Raw genomic sequence first — 16,121 nt, forward strand, 5'->3', positions numbered from 1 at the left:
CGATCCGAGTTCGCCGGATACGGCCGAAGGCAAGCGACCATCCCTATCTCAGCACCAGCGTCGCATTCCGTTGAAGTGGCCGGCCATAGCCGCGCGCATTCGTCGGCCATCGACCGGTGAGCAGCAGCCTGATCGAGTACCGCCGAGAGCGGGAGTCCGGCAGCGAGTCCGGTCGCGCCGTCAGGAATGCGCGCCGCGCAGATGGCGCTCCAGCACTTCGATGCGGCGGCGCTGCAGGTCGGTGAATTCCTCGGGGTGGTGGATCTCCACGCTCAGCCGTCCGTCGAAGGTGCTGATGACGCAGGTGCCGCCGCCCGGTTGCTGGGGACGGCGGCCGGTCAGGTCCGGTTTCGCGAGCATGGTGGAGTGGAAGTCGTCGATGCGCAGCGCGTCCTGCTCGGGTAGCGGCGGGATGTTGCCCCAGTTGGTCGCGATGACCACACCGGGCAGGGCGGGCCTCGGCGCGGCCGCCATGTCCGGGATGCTCAGGGGAGTGCGTTGCACGATGCCCGCGGTCAAGCCCGCGTGCAGCGCTTCGCTGATGCCGCGGGCCGATTCCACCAGCGTCACGTCGGCCGCGGGGGAGAGGTAGTTGGCGAAACCGAGGACGTTCGTCCCTTCGGTGGCGGCGATTTCGGGGCTCACCCTGGTCCGCAGGTCCACGGAGTACAGGTAGAGCAGTCCGGTCAGCGGCAGTTCACGAATCTCGGCTTCGGTCCGCAGCAGAGCCGCCGACACCAGACCGTGCACCGTCACGTTCTCGCGATGCCCCAGTGCGACCAGCGCCGCGGTCTCTTCCTGGGTGAGCAGACAACGGGTGGTGCGCAGTATCGGGTACTCGTCGTCGCGCGGCTGTGGAATCGGCGTCTCGGTGGCGGAGGTCTCAGCGGCGGGCACGGAGCCGGGCAGCGCCATCTTCTCGATGCCCCGCGCCGCGAGCAGGTGCTCCACCGGTTCGGGGAACGCGTGCACCGGCAGCTCGAGCGCACGACCGCCGAGCACGTCCCGGTACCCCGTCCAGAGTTCGGCGACGATGGCGAAGGCGTGATAGGCGTCGGCGATGCTGTGATGGATCATCAACGTGACACCGGCGGTATCGCCGTCACGCACCACGCACAGCGCGCAGACACCCGCGCGCTGGTCGAATTTGGCGCCGGTGAGCGGGAATTCGGGATCGGCGTCGGTGACGAACATCTCGGGCGTGGCGTCCGTGACGGCGAAGACGTGACCGCCCTCGCCCGACACCTCGATGCGGGCGCGCAGGATCGGATGCGCCCGGGCGACGGCCTCGAAAGCGGCCGTCAAGGCGGGCAGGTCCAGCCGACCGGATACCCGGGCCGAATAACCGATGAAGACCTCGCCCGCGGCGAACATTTCCTCGCTCGGGGCAAGCCGGCGGATGACGTCGACCACGATGATGCATTCCCTTCGCTCCCGGCGAGACTAGCCCGAACATCTTGCCCGCGCGGATCATTCGTCGAAATCGGGCGAACAGGACAGGTTCAACCGTCCAGAATCGGCCTTGTCACCTGCGGGAACTGGATCTGTCGGATGATCGGATCACTTGGATAGGCTCCGAACGGTGGGAAGCGAGCGGAGTATGTCCCGAACCGAGCAGATCCAGTCCGGGCCGGCCGGTGCGCGCCGAACGGCGGTCCGGCGATGACGCGCCGGGGGTGGACGCTGTTCCTGGCGATGGGCGTGATCTGGGGCGTGCCGTACGCGATGATCCGGATCGCGGTGGAGGATCTCGACCCGATCGTGGTGGCGTTCGGCCGCACACTGATCGGCGGCCTGCTGCTGTTGCCGATCGCGCTCTACCGCGACGTGCTGACCCCGGTGCTGCGGCGGTGGCGGCCGCTGTTGCTCTACACGCTGGTGGAGATCACCGGTCCGTGGTTCCTGATCGGATACGCCGAGACCACGCTGAACAGCTCGACCGTCGGCTTGCTGATCGCGGCGGTGCCGCTGATCGCGGTGGTGATCGTGACCGTGCTCGGCCACGACCGGTTCGACGCACGCCGGGTGGTCGGCTTGCTCGTCGGATTCGCGGGTGTCACCGCGCTCGTCGGCTTGGACGTCGACCTGGGTAATCCGGCGGCCATCGCCGCGATCGGTTTGACCACGATCGGATACGCGGTGGGTCCGATCGTCATCAGTCGCGCGCTGGCCGATCTGCCTCCGCTGGGCGTGGTGACCGGGTCGCTGCTGCTGGCGGCTGCGATCTACGCGCCGTTCGCGGGCTGGCTGTGGCCCGCGCACATCACCGCCGATGCGGCCTGGTCGGTACTCGGCCTCGCGGTGATCTGCACGGCCGCGGCATTCCTGTTCTTCTTCGCGCTGATCGCCGAGGTCGGCCCCGCCCGCGCGACGGTGATCACCTACATCAATCCCGCGGTGGCGATCCTGCTCGGCGTCACGGCACTCGACGAGCCACTGACCGCGGGCATGGCGATCGGCTTCCCGCTGGTCATTCTCGGTTCGGTGCTCGGGACCGCGCGCAGCCGCGAGGAGCGGGTGGCCGCGGACCGGCCCGCGCCGCCCACACCGGAGGCGGCCGTCCAATTACCCGAGAGGTAATCGCCACGGGGCACGCGCACACCGAGAATGGGGAACGCGCCGCACGATCGCGCGGCAGAGCTTCGAAAGGACCCCTCGTGTCAGTCACCGTGCCCGCCACTCGAGCGGTGGTCGAAGAGTTGTTGCGGCGAATCGGTTCCGGTGACGCGGAAGCGGTGGCCGAGTTGTACGCCGAACACACTGATTGGCAGCTCAATTGGCCGGAGGCGGAACACGGCCGGACGGCGACGCCGTGGATCCGGCACCGTCGCACCCGCGCCGAAGCCGCTGAGCATTTCCGCTCGATCGCCGAACACCATGTGCCGGAGGAGGTGGCCACGCGGGTCGACCGCGTGCTCGTCGACGGTGCCGACGCCGTGGTGCTCGGGGAGATCCGGCAGACCGCGCGCCGCACCGGCCGCGCCTATCGCGCGCGGTTCGCTCTGCACCTCACGGTGCAAGGCGGTCTGATCACCCGGCACCACGTCTACGAGGACAGTCTCGCCGTCGCCCAGGCATTCGATCCGGGAGTATGAGCGCGTAATACGCTGTTCAGGGTGCTGGATTCAACCGAAGACTTCGCAGACGAACTCGCCGATGTGGCCGCCACCCGCGCCGCCTACGACGACATCGCCGAGCTCTATACCGAGCTTTTCCGGCACCACCTCGCAGGCGCGACGCTCGACCGGGCGATGCTCGGCGCGTTCACGGAATCGGTGGCGGGCAACGGTTCCGGGCCGATCGCCGATCTCGGCTGCGGGCCCGGACGGATCACCGGCCATCTCGCATCGTTGGGTGCGCGGGTGTTCGGCATCGATCTCTCGCCGCGAATGGTGGAGCTGGCTCGCGTTGACTATCCACAGCTGTTCTTCGCGCAGGGTTCTGTGGAACAGCTACCACTGGGCAATGAGGTGCTCGGCGGCATAGTGGCGTGGTATTCGTTGATCCATACTCCACCGGAGCGCGTGCCGCACGTGTTGAACGAGTTCTACCGGGTACTCGCGAGCAAAGGGCACGTATTGCTGGCTTTCCAAACGGCCGACCTGCCCGATGCGGTGGAAGCTTTCGACCATAAGGTGGTTCGCGCGTACCGGTGGGCGCCCAAACGGCTCGCGCGGCTGCTCGGCGCCGCCGGGTTCACGATGATCGCTCGCATGGTGCGCGAGCCGGGACCCGAGGAGCGGTTCGGGCAGGCCTACCTGCTGGCTTCGAAGGATCGGTGATTCACCGAACACGGTCCATCCCGTCCGGGTAAGTTCGTCGTGTCGCGGCGGTTTCCTGGCTGCACGAGCCCACCGACAACGTGGTCGATCTGAAATCCAACACTTGCACCATGTCGTCAGGGGGCGACTCATCATGGAATTCATCGCGCCGGTCGATGCCGTCTTCTTACTCGCCGAATCCCGCGAACAGCCGATGCACGTCGGAGCGCTGCAACTATTCGAGCCACCAGAGGGCGCCGGAGACGACTTCGCCGCGCAGGTCCACGACAAACTCTTGGGCAGCACGGACGTCGATCAGAGGTTCCGCAAGCATCCGGCAACGATCTTCGGAGCGCCACAGATGGCGTGGACATATGCCGAAGAGGTCGAGCTCGACTACCACGTGCGGCGGCTGGCCCTGCCCGGGCCAGGGCGGATGCACCAGCTCGTCGATCTGGCCTCCGGGCTGCACAGCACTTTGCTCGACCGGCATCGCCCGCTGTGGGAGTTCCATCTGATCGAGGGCCTCGCCGACGGCAGGTTCGCGCTGTACTCGAAGATGCATCACGCGCTGATCGACGGCGTCTCCGCACAGCGCCTGCTGCGCCGCACGCTGACCAGCGATCCGGCCTCCAGCGCCACCCGGGTGCCGTGGCATCTGCCGCATGGCAGGCGCAGGGCGGCGACCGGCGCCGGGGGCGCGGCCCGGAATCTGGTCTCCGCGGCGGCGTCCGGCGCCTCGCTGCTGCGCGCTGCCCGTACCGCTCTGCTGCGGCAGCAGCTGAGCTTGCCGTTCGCGGCTCCGCGCACGATGTTCAACGTGCCGATCGGGGGCGCGCGCCGATCGGCGGTCCGGTCCTGGTCGCTGGATCGGCTGCAGCAGGTCAAGAAGGCGACCGGCTCGACGCTCAACGATGTGGTGCTCACCATGTCGGCGGGCGCGTTGCGGCGGTACCTGATCGAGCGAGACGCCCTGCCCGACAAGCCGTTGATCGCGATGGTGCCGATGTCGCTGCGCGCCGAGGACGACGACGACACCAACGGCGTGAAGGTCGGGGCGGTGCTGTGCAACCTCGGCACCGACATCGCCGATCCGCTCGACCGCCTGCAGGTGGTCAGCGCGTCGATGCGGGACGGCAAGGACGTCTACCGCACGCTGTCGTCCAACCAGACGATGGCGCTGTCGGCGCTGATGCTCAGCCCGCTCGCCCTCAATCTCGTGCCCGCGCTGATTCCGTGGACCAATCCGACCTTCAACATCGTCATCTCGAACGTACCGGGGCCGCGCGAACCGATGTACTGGAACGGCGCCCGGCTCGACGCGAGCTATCCGCTGTCGATCCCGTTCGACGGCCAGGCGGTGAACATCACGCTGACCTCCAACGCGGATAATCTCGACTTCGGCCTGGTCGGCTGCCGCCGCAGTGTGCCGCAACTGCCCCGCCTGCTCGATCACCTGGAGTCCTCGCTGGCCGAGCTGGAGCGCGCCGCCGTCTGACACTCGACGCATTCCGCAGAAAACTAGAACGTGTTACTGTCGATGCATGGTGCGCAGGCCCGTTGCGGACGCCGCAGCCGCTTCATGGCGATATCAGCGGCTCGCGGCGAACTCGACGTGTAGCGGCCCCGTCGTACCCACCGGCAATTATGCAACTCGTTCTAGTACACCTGCGCCGCGCCGTTCGCGGCGGAGCAGTTAGGGAGACCAGCACGCCATGCGTACCGAAATCTGCGAACGGCTCGGGATCGAATTCCCCATCTTCGCCTTCACCCACTGCCGCGACGTGGCGGCCGCGGTCAGCAACGCGGGCGGACTCGGCGTGCTCGGCGCCGTCGGCTTCACCGCCGAGCAGCTCGAGGTCGAACTGGCCTGGCTGGACGAGCACGTACAGGGCGTGTACGGCGTCGACCTGGTGATCCCCTCCAAGTACGAAGGCAAGGGCATCGACGGCCTGTCGCCCGAGGAACTGGAAGCCAAGCTGGCCGAGATGGTCCCGCAGGGACACCGTGATTTCGCCGAGAAGATCCTCGCCGACCACGGCGTGCCCCAGCTGCCGGACGGCGAACACCACAACCAACTGCTCGGCTGGACCTCCACCACGGCGGGGCCGCAGGTGGAGGTGATTCTCCGGCATCCGAAGGCGAAGCTGGTCGCCAATGCCCTCGGCACCCCGCCCGAGGACGTGGTCAAGCAGGTGCAGGACTCCGGCAGGCTGATCGGCGCGCTGTGCGGTTCGGTCAAGCACGCGCTCAACCACAAGCGAGCGGGCCTGGACTTCGTGGTCTGCCAGGGCACCGAGGGCGGCGGCCACTGCGGCGAGGTCTCCTCGCTGGTGCTGTGGCCCCAGGTCATCGACGCAGTCGGCGACCTGCCTGTGCTGGCCGCGGGAGGTATCGGCAACGGCCGCCAGGTGGCCGCCGCGATGGCGATGGGCGCCGCGGGCGCGTGGACCGGTTCGGTCTGGCTGACGGTGGAGGAGGCCAACGTGCCGCCCGCGCAGATGCAGACCTACATCGACGCCACCAGCCACGACACCGTTCGTTCGCGCGCGTGGACCGGCAAGCCCGCCCGCATGCTGCGCAACGACTGGACCGAGGCGTGGGAGCAGGCCGACACCCCCGATCCGCTGCCGATGCCGCTGCAGATGATGGTCGCGCTGGACGGTGTGAAGCGTGGCCACCGCTACCCGGAGGCCGCCAAGGACGTGAACTTCAATCCGGTCGGCCAGATCGTCGGCATGATGAACCGGGTCGAGCGCTCCGCCGACGTGGTCAATCGGCTGATCCAGGAGTACGTCGAGGCGTGCGAGCGCCTGAACAAGCTCAACGGCGGGATCTGAGGCCCGAGCGCCGAGTCCGGGGCGGCGATGCCATGCGGGACGCCCGCAGGCATCCCACCTGGTTCCCTCGCTCTGCTCGTGCGATCACCGACCTTCACCGTCGGCGTGATTTCGCGGCAGCGCAGGTGAATTCGCTGGGGCCGGAATCGATCTGGGCAGCGCGGCCACCCGTGGGTCGCCCACCGTCGCATCCGGGTTTCGACCGGCATTGTCTGGGACAGACGATGCCGACGAACTATGCGGCCATGTCGACTTCCTGGCATCGCCTGGACAGATCACGGACAACTGACCAAAACCGTCTCAGACGCACTGTGCGGTGTACGAGAGCTACGCGGTGGCGGCGTGGGACCGGCCGTCGCCCTCCTCGGCCGCGGCCACCAATTCGTCGAACCGCGCGATGACCTTCTCGTGGTACATGCCGAACAGATCCTCGAACAGCGCCAACTGCGCCTCGCTCGGGCCGGAGCCGGAATCCCACACCGCGGCCAGTGCCCGCCAGACCAGCACGTGCAGGTCCGGCGCGCCCGCGAAGTACGCCTCGACCGCCTCCGGCACCTCGAGCACCATCTCGCCGATCGAGTTCATGATCGCGCGCTGCATAGGAAGACCGAGCACGGTAAGCAACCTGCGTACCAGCGCGACCTCGAGCGCCAGAATCTGACGCAGGTCCGGAACATCTTGACGAGCAATCGATTCGAGTTCGTCGATGATGGCTTTCATTTCGGCCGAATCGATCCGCTGCGCGTGACCGGTGTAACCGAGCAGCGCCTCGAGCACGAGATTGCGCTCGACGTCGACGATGTCGCGGAACATCTCTATCGCGATGTCCGGCATGGGAATCGAGAACCGGAACAGCTGGCGGTACACCTCGACGCCGCCCGCCTCCCGGACATCACGAATCGTGAATCCCTTGCCGCGCCGGGCTTCGACGAAGCCGTACGACTCCAGCCGGCCCAAGGTCAGCTGCGCGGTCGCGCGGTTCATGTCGAATTCCTCGGCTACCTGACGAACCGACGGCATGAGATCCCCCGGCTGATATTCCCCAGCGGCAACCCGGCGCGCCAACTCGTCGGCAACGTCGGCGACCACCGTTTGGGATCCCATCGAAGTCACCTTTCGACTGCTTTCGAACACGTCCCAGACAGTCTAGGCCCTACTGTGCAGTACTGCACGTGTGTCACACTGGTCCGCGCGACTGTGAGGTGAGTCATGACCATCCGGCCCTTCGGAGAGCGCCCCGAGGAGGGGGCGACGGGGAGGCGATCCCGGCTTTTCGCGTCGCGGTCGCACGGTAAACCTCCTGTTCACGGCGTTGTTCGTGGCGCGAAGCTCGCCGCGCTGCCGATGGCGTTCGCCGGGCGGCAGGCCGCGGGCGTCGGCAAACGCGCCCTCGGCAGATCGGCCGAAGAAGTCAATCGCGACATCCAGCTCCGCACCGCACAGCACATTTTCGAGGTGCTCGGCGAGCTGAAAGGCTGCGCCGCGAAGCTAGGGCAGCTGTTGGCCATCTACGAGCTGGCGCTGCCGCCGGACCTGGCCGAGCCGTACCGGATCGCGCTCAGCAGGCTGCAGGACGCCGCGCCCGCCATGCTGCCGCACACGGTGCATGCCGCGATGGCCGACAGCATGGGCGCCCAATGGCGTTCCCGTTTCCGCGAATTCGACGATCGCCGCGCCGCCTCGGCCTCGCTCGGGCAGGTGCACAGAGCGGTGTGGCACGACGGCAGGCCGGTCGCGGTCAAGGTGATGTACCCCGGCGGCAGGCAGGCGGTGGAGCGCGATCTGGACCACCTGCGCCGGATCTCCTATCTCGCATCGGTATTCCTGCCCGGCGCGGACGTGAAATCGGTGACCGAAGCCATCTGCGCGTCGGTCACCGGGGAACTCGATTACGCGGCCGAGGCCGATCATCAGAGAGCTTTCGCCGCCGCCTATGCCGGCGATCCGGACCTCTATGTGCCCGATGTCGTTGCCCAGCACGGTGACGTCCTGATCAGCGAATGGATCGACGGCACGCCGGTGCCCCGCATCGTCGCCTCCGGCACGCAGGCCGAGCGCGACCGGGTGGGCATGCTCATGGTCCGCTTCGTGACCTCGGGCTGGGGCAGGCACGGGCTGCTGTACGCCGATCCGCATCCGGGCAACTTCCGCGTGCTGCCCGACGGCAGGCTCGGCGTAATGGATTTCGGCGCGTGCTGTGCGTGGCCGCCCGCGGGTTTCGACGAACTGACGCTCGACTGCTGCAAGGCGATCTTCCGGGGTGGGCCAGGGGATCTGGCGGCGGCCACGCGCAGGCACGGCTTCGTGGAAACGGGGCGGGCCTTCGACAGCGAGGCGCTCTACGCCGCGATCACCCCGTGCGGTGAGCCGCTCCGGCACACGACCTATCGGCTCACCACGCGCTGGCTACGCCGACAGGTGCTGCGCACCACGAACCCTCGCCTGACCAACGTGATCCGGCAGATGACCATGCCCGCCTATTTCACGCCGTTCGCGCGCTCGTTCCTCACGCTGGTCGGCGTGCTCGGCCAACTGGAGACCGAAGGCTCCTTTCGCGACGAAATCGTGCGCTGGCTACCGCAATTGAGCGAAGCGCTCACCGTGGTCGAGGAGCCGGATACCACCCCGCCGACGGTTGACCTGGCCGCCGTACGGAGGCAGCGGCTCGATACGGGCGAGCGGGAGCTGCCGATCGGGTGACCCCGATCAGCAAGGCAGGCAAGCGTATTCGATATGCTGCGTAGCGAGCGGGATGAACACTGGAAAGATCACCGTCCCATACCGTCCCAGACAGTTGACTCCGGCTGACTCCGGCTGTCTACGCTGGTCCGGCGCAGGCGCGTCACCGCGACAACCACGCGTGCCAATCCGGCGCGATGAGCGCCGCCATCTCGTCATAGCCCGCGGCCCCCGGATGCGCACCGTCGCCCGCGCGTACCTCCGCACACCACACCGGATTGCCGCGCAGTGGCTGGTGCACGCGCACGTACGGCACGTCCGCCGCCGCGCACACCCGCGCGAACCGCTCGTCCAGCGCCGCGGTCCGGGCATTGTGCTCGGCGTCCGCGATCGGCGGCGGAGCGACCAGCAACACCCGCCAGTTTCGTTCGACCGCCTGCGCGAGCAGCTCGCTCAGGTTGGCCAGCGATTCCTCGGGACCCACCCTCGGGCCGCCGTTCTCGTGCATGGCGTCGTTCACTCCGAACGACAGCACGACCCTGGCGTCCACACCCTCCGGCAGCCTGGGCGAGCATTCGGCCCTGAAACGCGCCAGGATCTCGGCCGAGGTCTGCCTGCGCACCCCGAGGTTGTAGGCGGTCGACGGCACGCCCCGCGCATACGCGGCGGACGTGAGCCGGCCCGCCCAGCCCAGGCCGCGCGGGTCGCCGACACCGGCGACGAACGAGTCTCCGACAAAGCACACACGCAGATCACGGCTCACCCGCACGATCCTCGCAGCGCCGAGACCGGACCGCGCGCACCGCCCGCGGGCAATATGATCGCGGAGGGTTCGACCGGGAGGGAGTTATGGTGACAAGCGAGCCGGGACTCGCGACGCCGCCGCAGTGGTTCGCGGAGTTGTTCGCCCATCGGCGCTGGATCCGCCGCACCCACCCGTTCCCGCACGTTTACGCCAGGGACGTCTTCGTTCCCGAGTTCTACCAGCGGATGGCCGATGAACTGGAGCGGGTACGCCGGGAGCGCCCCGGCCTGTTCGACACCGTCGCCGCCGGCTACAGCGCCGACGGCATCCGGTTCGCCGACCTGCGCGACGGTCCGCTCGGGGTGTTCGGCTCGCGGGAGTGGCACGACCTGGTCGCCCGGCTCGGCGGAGTGGAAGCGACCGGCGACGTCGAAGGCTCGGTGCACCATCACGGGCCGGGCAGCCCGTTCGGCTGGCCGCACAACGATCTCAACCCGGCCTGGTTTCCCGGGCCGCCGCCTGGTTGCGACGAGGTGCGCTTGCCCGACAGCACGGTCGACACCAAGACCGGGGCGCGGGCGGCGGGCGTCCTCGCCCGCGAGACCGTGCGGGCCGTGGCGGTGCTGTTCTATCTCGGCAATCCTGGGTGGCAGCCGGGCGACGGCGGCGAGACCGCGCTCTACGACCACGTCGCCGACGCATCCGCGCTGCCGTCGGTGGTTCTCGTCCCGCCGCTGGACAATTCGCTGCTGCTGTTCGAGGTCACACCGCGCAGCTGGCATACCTTCGCGGGCAACAACGTCCGCGACCGCAACTGCGTGGTGATGTGGGTGCATCGCACGAGGGCGGATGCCGAAGGGCGCTGGGGAGGAGACAAGATTGTCCACTGGTGAACGCCGTGTCTGCCTGCTCACCGGCGCGAGCGGCACCCTGGGCGACGCCTTCTGCCAGGCCTACTACCGCGACTACGACATCGTCGCGGTGTGCCGCACGCGCACACCCGCGGTGCCCTCGCAGCTGGAGTGGTACGTCGATCCGCTGGCGCCGGAGGCCGCGGTGCCGGAGAACGACGCACGCGTCTTCGTGGTCCGGTCCGATCTGACCGAGCCGGACGAAGTGGAACGGGTGGTGGACCTGGCGCTGGCCCGGTTCGGCCGGGTCGACCTGCTGGTGAACAACGCGGCGCACGTTCGGCTGCATCCGCGCGGCATCGTCGACGGCGACGCGGCGCTGGACGACTTCGATCCCCATTTCAGGCTGAACGTCGCGGTGCCGCTGCGTCTTTCGGCGCGACTGGCACAGCGCTGCTGGTTGCACGCGGGCTCCGAGAATCGCGCGCGCAACCGCAACATCGTCAACGTCTCCAGCATTTCCGGGTCCGAGGTCTACCCGGGCCAGACCCTGTACTCCGCATCGAAAGCCGCGCTCAACCAGCTGACCCGCTCGATCGCCGCCGAGTTCGCCGAGTTCGGCGTGCGCGTCAACGCCATCGCGCCGACGACGTTCCCCGTCCTGGTCCCCACCGAACTGGTCGCGCGGGCGATCGTGGAACTCGACGCGAGCGACCGATCCGGTGGGGTGTACGGCGTCGGCGTCGAGCTGGACCGGGCGGACGGCTCCTCGTTGCGGCTCGACGACGCCGAACCCTAGCCGCGGGCTATTCGCTCGCGTCCAGCCCCGTGGCTCGCTCGGACAGCGTCCACAGCCGCCGGGCGAGATCGGCGTCGGTCGCTTGCTTGTTGCGCGGCGGCTCCAGCTCGAAACGATGGAAGTACTGGCCGTTGATCGCCGCACCGTCGGCGGTGGTGGCCAGGTGCACCAGCGGTTCGGCGCCCTTGTCCGGGCGGATGAAGAACGGGCGCGACAGCGGAGACCGGATGAACCAGCCGAGGCCGAGCGGGGCTCGGTCGTAGACGTGGGTGGCGACGGCCCCGGGATGGAAAGCCGCAGTGGTGATCCCGGTGCCGGCGGTGCGCCGGGCCAGCTCCCTGGTGAACAGGATGTTGGCCAGCTTCGACGTGCCGTACGCTCCGAGCTGGCTGAACGAGCCCGTCGCCGCGTTGGCCGTGTCCAGGTTCAGCTTGGCCATCCGGTAGGTCATGCTCGCGGTGTTGACCACCCTGGCTTCGGACCGGGTCAAACGCTCCAGCAGCAGGTTGGTCAGCAGGAACGGCGCCAGGTGGTTGACCTGGAAGGTGAGTTCGTTGCCGTCGTCGGTGACCGTGCGCTTCGGCCACGCGCCGCCTGCGTTGTTGGCCAGCACATCGATCCGGGGGTACCGGTCGAGCAGCTGATCGGCCAGCTTGCGCACGTCGTCGAGCCGGGCGAAGTCGGCGACGAACGGCTCAGCGCCCGCCTTCGCGGCCACCTCGGCCGTCCGCTCCGGCGATCGCCCGACGACCGCGACGGTGGCGCCGCGTGCCGCGAGCCGCTGCGCCGCAGCGGCGCCGATACCCGAGCTCGCACCGGTCACCACCACCGTCTTGCCGGTGAGGTCCTTCTCCTGTACCTGGTCCTGCGCTGCCATTCCTGCCTCCCGAGCATCGGTTACGTGACCCGATCGTCTTCGGCTCGCGCCTGTTCGGCAAGTATCGACGCGTCCGAGTAGTGCTCGGCGATCTCGTCACTGGTGGTCAGCCATACTCCCGGGTGGGCGGCCACGTACTCGAGCGCTTGATCCAGGTATTTGATCCGGAAGGCCTGCCCGATCACGAACGGGTGCAGGGCCAGCGCCATGACCCGCCCGCTGTCGGCCGACTCGGCGTAGAGCTGGTCGAGCTGATCGCGGACGATCCGCACGAAGTCCGGGCCGCTGGTGGCTTTGCCGAGGAAAAGCGTGTTGTCGTTGAGCTCTACCGAATAGGGGACGCTGAGCAGGCCGGGTACCGACAGGGGATAGGGCTGGTCGTCGTTGGTCCAGTCGAGGACGTAGCCGAGGCCGAGTTCGGCCAGCAGCGCGGGGGTTCGGAAGGACTCGGTGAGCGCGGGCCCCATCCAGCCGCGCGGCCTGCGGCCGGTCGCGCGCTCGATGGTCGCGACCACGTCGGCGAGATACGCGCGCTCCTCGTCCGCGGGCAGGTCCGCCTGGAAGACGGAGTTGTTCTTCCCATGCGCGAGCCACGCCCAGTTCCGGCGCACCCCCGCCGTCACGATCTGCGGATTGTGTTCGACGACGTCGGAATTGAGCAGCGCGCTGGCGCGGATGCCGTGCCGGTCGAGCGCCTCGATGATCCGCCAGATGCCGACGCGCGGCCCGTAGTCGCGCCAGCCGTAGTTCAGCGGGTCGGGCGCGAGCCCTGCGGTGCCGGGAAAGATGCTCGTGGACGGTCGGTCCACCTGGTAGTGCTCGACGTTCAGCCCGACATAGAACGCGACCCGGGCGCCGCCGGGCCACCGCAGCGGCGGGCGGTCGACGATCGGGCTGTAGTCGAAGAGTTCGTTGTCCATGCCCCCATGCTCGAACTTGACACTAATGTGAGGATCAACCTCGAGAAGAGTGAGATAGGGCACACCAGGGTGGCCGATGCCCGACACCACGGGCAACTCGTCGAGCGCATCGGCCGGTATCGTGCAGCGAACGTACCAACTGATTTCGTACGCACATGGGTAACTCACCGGGTACGCCCAGAACAGGAGTGGCGCGCAACGCAGGACCTGCGTCTCGGTCCGGCGCCACCCGACCAGTACGGCCTAGATACCCGGAGAGGCGGGCGAGCATGCGAGTGGACGGGCGGGAGATCCCGGTCACGGGCAGCCTGCTACAGCCACTGATCCGGCGGACCAGTGACATCGTCCGGGTAGTCCTCGCATCGCTGTGGGTGGCGGTCGTGATCGCGGCCTCGCTGATCACCCGCCCGGAATGGCTGGCCTTGGAGAGCTCGGTCTCCACCATCGTCAATTTCCTCAATCCGGACCAGGCGAACCTGGTGTACCTGGTCTACGGCATGGCGATTCTCGCGCTGCCGTTCGCGATCCTGATCGAGCTGATCATCGGCAGGCAGTGGAAGCTGCTGGCAGGCTACGCCGCGGCCGGGGCCGTCGCCGGACTGCTGCTGTCCATCACCGGCACCGGGCTGTCCGCGCCGAAATGGCATCTGCAGGTGCCGGATCGGCTGGACACTTTCCTGTCCCAGTTCCTCGATGACCCGCGCTGGATCGCGATGATCGCCGCGATGCTCACGGTCGCCAGCCCGTGGCTGCCCATCCGCCCGCGCCGCTGGCTGTGGTTCCTGTTGCTCGCGTTCGCTCCGATCCATCTCGTGGTCAGCACGGTGGTGCCCGCGCGAGCGATGTTCGGCCTTGCGGTCGGGTGGTTGGTCGGCGCGGTGATCGTGCTCGTGGTGGGCACGCCCGCGCTGGAGGTTCCCCTCGATGCCGCCGTCCGTCTGCTCGCGAGACGCGGTCACACGGTCACCGGTATCACGGTGGTGCATCCGGCGGGCCGGGGGCCGCTGGTGCTCGCCGCCGCCACCGAAGGGCCGGAACGCGAGCTGGTGATCGAGATGTTCGGCAAGAACCAGCGCAGTTTCGGCGCGCTGCGGCAGCTGTGGCGCTGGCTCACGTTCCGCTCCAGTGAAACCGCGGCCATGCACGGTTCCATGCACCGTGCGGTCGAGCACCGTGCGCTGATGACGGTCGCCGTCGGCGACCTCGGGCTCGCCAGTTGCGCCCCCGTCGCGGTCGCCGCGCTGTCGCGTGGCTGGATGTTGTACGCGCGCACCCAGCCCTGCGGTACGGCGATCACCGACCAGTCCGCCGACGTGCTGCCCGAGGTGTGGCGAGCACTCGACACCTTGCAGCAGAAGCAGATCGCGCACGGCGACCTGCGGCCGGCCGACATCCGCGTCGCGGACGGCGCGACGCTGTTCGGCGGCTTCGGCAACGCCGAGTACGGAGCGTCCGAGGCGCAGCTGCAGTCCGACATCGCCCAGTTGCTCGTGACGACCACCGCGACTTTCGGCAAGGAACCCGCGGTTCGGGCGGCGATCGAAACCCTCGGCGAAGCGCGGGTGCTCGCCGCGGCGAGGCGATTGACCAAGTCGGCCATACCGACCGGGATCCGCAAAGCGGTCCCGGAATGGAAGTCCGCGCTGTCCGACGCCCGCGACGAGGTGCGCAAACAGACCGGTCAGGATCGGATCGCGGCCGAGCAGATCACCCGGTTCTCCCGCAACCAGATCATCCAGCTGGTCCTGCTGATCGCGCTGGTGTACGTCGCCTATCCGTTCATCAGCGCCGTGCCCACCTTCTTCACCCAGTTGCGAACGGCGAACTGGTGGTGGGCGCTGCTCGGGCTCATGGTCTCGGCCCTGACCTACGTGGGCGCGGCGGCGGCGCTGTGGGCTTGTGCGTCCGGCGCGGTCAGCTTCCGCAACCTGGTGATCATGCAGATCGCGAACACCTTCGCCGCGACGACGACCCCCGCGCGGGTGGGTGGGCTCGCGTTGAGCGTGCGCTTCCTGCAGAAGGGCGGGGTAGGCGCGGTGCGCGCCACGGCAGCGGTGGCGCTGCAACAGGCCGTGCAGGTGATCACCCACGTCAGCCTGCTGCTCGCGTTCAGCATCTTGGCGGGCACCTCGACGGACCTGTCGCACTTCGTCCCGGACGCCACGGTGCTGTATCTGCTCGCCGGTGTCGGCGTCGGCATCGTCGGCACGTTCATGTTCGTGCCGAAACTGCGCCGCTGGCTGAACAACGCGGTCCGGCCGCAGCTGCAGGAAGTTCTCGGCGAGCTCGCCGCCCTCGCTCGCGACCCCAAGCGGTTCGCGGTGATCGTGCTCGGTTGCGCGGCGATCACCCTCGGTCTCGCCGGTGCGCTGTGGGCCAGCGTGGAGGCGTTCGGCGGCGGCACCACCTTCATCACTGTCACCATCGTCACCATGATCGGCGGCACCCTGGCCTCGGCCGCGCCGACCCCGGGCGGTGTCGGCGCGGTCGAGGCCGCGCTGATCGGCGGTCTGGCCGCCTTCGGCCTGCCCGCGAACATCGCCGTGCCCTCGGTGCTGCTCTACCGGGTGCTGACCTGCTGGCTCCCGGTGTTCTGCGGGTGGGCCACCATGCGCTGGATGGCGAAGAGGGATCTCATCTAGGCGGCTG

The 16,121-nt window shown here is 68.4% G+C and carries 14 protein-coding genes; 9 read left to right on the top strand and 5 right to left on the bottom strand.

What is annotated here, in order from left to right:
* Positions 1-180: 180 nt before the first annotated feature.
* Positions 181-1,413 carry a phthiocerol/phthiodiolone dimycocerosyl transferase family protein gene (locus IU450_RS40855; protein WP_195148211.1) on the bottom strand — a complete coding sequence of 411 codons (1,233 nt, stop codon included), beginning with the start codon at positions 1,411-1,413 and terminating at the stop codon, positions 181-183.
* A 249-nt stretch (positions 1,414-1,662) separates the two neighbouring features.
* Between IU450_RS40855 and IU450_RS03025 the strand changes: the two genes are divergently transcribed.
* From IU450_RS03025 to IU450_RS03045, 5 genes are all read left to right on the top strand, one after another.
* A complete protein-coding gene (locus tag IU450_RS03025) occupies positions 1,663-2,580 on the top strand; it encodes a DMT family transporter (protein WP_195148212.1) in 918 nt (305 codons plus the stop codon).
* 77 nt (positions 2,581-2,657) lie between these two features.
* Positions 2,658-3,095 (top strand): nuclear transport factor 2 family protein, encoded by a 438-nt coding sequence (locus IU450_RS03030; protein WP_195148213.1) that lies wholly within the window; start codon positions 2,658-2,660, stop codon positions 3,093-3,095.
* A gap of 21 nt (positions 3,096-3,116) precedes the next feature.
* The gene (locus IU450_RS03035; protein ID WP_324197505.1) at positions 3,117-3,782 is read left to right on the top strand and encodes a class I SAM-dependent methyltransferase; all 666 of its coding nucleotides are present in this window, start codon (positions 3,117-3,119) and stop codon (positions 3,780-3,782) included.
* Positions 3,783-3,915: 133 nt separating this feature from the next.
* Complete coding sequence (locus tag IU450_RS03040) at positions 3,916-5,259, top strand: WS/DGAT/MGAT family O-acyltransferase (protein WP_195148214.1); 1,344 nt, start codon at positions 3,916-3,918, stop codon at positions 5,257-5,259.
* A gap of 217 nt (positions 5,260-5,476) precedes the next feature.
* Positions 5,477-6,601, top strand: coding sequence for an NAD(P)H-dependent flavin oxidoreductase (locus IU450_RS03045; protein WP_195148215.1), 1,125 nt, complete (start codon positions 5,477-5,479; stop codon positions 6,599-6,601).
* Positions 6,602-6,928: 327 nt separating this feature from the next.
* Here IU450_RS03045 and IU450_RS03050 read toward each other — a convergent pair whose 3' ends face one another.
* On the bottom strand, positions 6,929-7,705 hold the full coding sequence (locus tag IU450_RS03050; protein ID WP_195148216.1) for a GntR family transcriptional regulator: 777 nt from the start codon (positions 7,703-7,705) through the stop codon (positions 6,929-6,931).
* Between the two features lie 105 nt (positions 7,706-7,810).
* On the opposite strand from IU450_RS03050, the gene IU450_RS03055 reads away from it, so the two are divergent.
* The gene (locus IU450_RS03055) at positions 7,811-9,301 is read left to right on the top strand and encodes an ABC1 kinase family protein (protein WP_228833923.1); all 1,491 of its coding nucleotides are present in this window, start codon (positions 7,811-7,813) and stop codon (positions 9,299-9,301) included.
* A gap of 142 nt (positions 9,302-9,443) precedes the next feature.
* Here IU450_RS03055 and IU450_RS03060 read toward each other — a convergent pair whose 3' ends face one another.
* Positions 9,444-10,043 (bottom strand): GDSL-type esterase/lipase family protein, encoded by a 600-nt coding sequence (locus tag IU450_RS03060; protein WP_195148217.1) that lies wholly within the window; start codon positions 10,041-10,043, stop codon positions 9,444-9,446.
* Between the two features lie 86 nt (positions 10,044-10,129).
* Between IU450_RS03060 and IU450_RS03065 the strand changes: the two genes are divergently transcribed.
* A complete protein-coding gene (locus IU450_RS03065) occupies positions 10,130-10,918 on the top strand; it encodes a 2OG-Fe(II) oxygenase (RefSeq protein WP_195148218.1) in 789 nt (262 codons plus the stop codon).
* Positions 10,905-11,675, top strand: a complete 771-nt coding sequence (locus IU450_RS03070) for an SDR family NAD(P)-dependent oxidoreductase (RefSeq protein WP_228833924.1) — start codon at positions 10,905-10,907, stop codon at positions 11,673-11,675. The genes IU450_RS03065 and IU450_RS03070 overlap by 14 nt, the downstream gene beginning before the upstream one ends.
* A gap of 7 nt (positions 11,676-11,682) precedes the next feature.
* Here the strand turns inward: IU450_RS03070 and IU450_RS03075 are convergent, their stop codons facing one another.
* Both IU450_RS03075 and IU450_RS03080 read right to left on the bottom strand, forming a co-directional pair.
* Positions 11,683-12,552 carry an SDR family NAD(P)-dependent oxidoreductase gene (locus IU450_RS03075; protein ID WP_195148220.1) on the bottom strand — a complete coding sequence of 290 codons (870 nt, stop codon included), beginning with the start codon at positions 12,550-12,552 and terminating at the stop codon, positions 11,683-11,685.
* Positions 12,553-12,572: 20 nt separating this feature from the next.
* On the bottom strand, positions 12,573-13,472 hold the full coding sequence (locus IU450_RS03080) for a polysaccharide deacetylase family protein (protein ID WP_195148221.1): 900 nt from the start codon (positions 13,470-13,472) through the stop codon (positions 12,573-12,575).
* A 269-nt stretch (positions 13,473-13,741) separates the two neighbouring features.
* Between IU450_RS03080 and IU450_RS03085 the strand changes: the two genes are divergently transcribed.
* Positions 13,742-16,114: a lysylphosphatidylglycerol synthase transmembrane domain-containing protein gene (locus IU450_RS03085; RefSeq protein ID WP_195148222.1), complete on the top strand. Its 2,373-nt coding sequence runs from the start codon at positions 13,742-13,744 to the stop codon at positions 16,112-16,114.
* Positions 16,115-16,121: the final 7 nt, after the last annotated feature.

Source organism: Nocardia abscessus, from assembly GCF_015477775.1.
Classification (GTDB): Bacteria; Actinomycetota; Actinomycetes; order Mycobacteriales; family Mycobacteriaceae; genus Nocardia; species Nocardia abscessus_A.

Bases quoted from the DNA above. Each gene is read 5' to 3' on its own strand.
- IU450_RS03025 (WP_195148212.1), top strand. From the start codon at position 1,663: ATGACGCGCCGGGGGTGGACGCTGTTCCTGGCGATGGGCGTGATCTGG.
- IU450_RS03040 (WP_195148214.1), top strand. From the start codon at position 3,916: ATGGAATTCATCGCGCCGGTCGATGCCGTCTTCTTACTCGCCGAATCC.
- IU450_RS03045 (WP_195148215.1), top strand. From the start codon at position 5,477: ATGCGTACCGAAATCTGCGAACGGCTCGGGATCGAATTCCCCATCTTC.
- IU450_RS03050 (WP_195148216.1), bottom strand. From the start codon at position 7,705: ATGGGATCCCAAACGGTGGTCGCCGACGTTGCCGACGAGTTGGCGCGC.
- IU450_RS03055 (WP_228833923.1), top strand. From the start codon at position 7,811: ATGACCATCCGGCCCTTCGGAGAGCGCCCCGAGGAGGGGGCGACGGGG.
- IU450_RS03065 (WP_195148218.1), top strand. From the start codon at position 10,130: ATGGTGACAAGCGAGCCGGGACTCGCGACGCCGCCGCAGTGGTTCGCG.
- IU450_RS03075 (WP_195148220.1), bottom strand. From the start codon at position 12,552: ATGGCAGCGCAGGACCAGGTACAGGAGAAGGACCTCACCGGCAAGACG.
- IU450_RS03080 (WP_195148221.1), bottom strand. From the start codon at position 13,472: ATGGACAACGAACTCTTCGACTACAGCCCGATCGTCGACCGCCCGCCG.
- IU450_RS03085 (WP_195148222.1), top strand. From the start codon at position 13,742: ATGCGAGTGGACGGGCGGGAGATCCCGGTCACGGGCAGCCTGCTACAG.